General features: G+C 59.0%; 1 pseudogene. It reads left to right on the forward strand.

Features of this window, described 5'->3' with window-relative positions:
- Nucleotides 1–40: 40 nt before the first annotated feature.
- Nucleotides 41–229: pseudogene (locus tag FN960_RS24870) on the forward strand (2-iminoacetate synthase ThiH); the annotation flags it as partial.

Consider the following 229-nt stretch of genomic DNA (forward strand, 5'->3'; position numbering starts at 1 on the left):
ATGCCACCAGCCCGCTGACTGGATTTCTGGAGGCATCGGCATGAAAACCTTCAGCGATCGCTGGCGACAACTGGACTGGGATGACATCCGCCTGCGTATCAACGGCAAAACGGCTGTTGACGTAGAGCGGGCGCTAAATGCCTCGCAATTCACCCGCGACGATATGATGGCGCTGTTATCGCCAGCCGCCAGTGGCTATCTGGAACAACTGGCCCAACGGGCGCAGCGT

The sequence above is a fragment of the Alkalicoccobacillus porphyridii genome, assembly GCF_007293315.1.
Taxonomy (GTDB): domain Bacteria; phylum Bacillota; class Bacilli; order Bacillales; family Bacillaceae_D; genus Alkalicoccobacillus; species Alkalicoccobacillus porphyridii.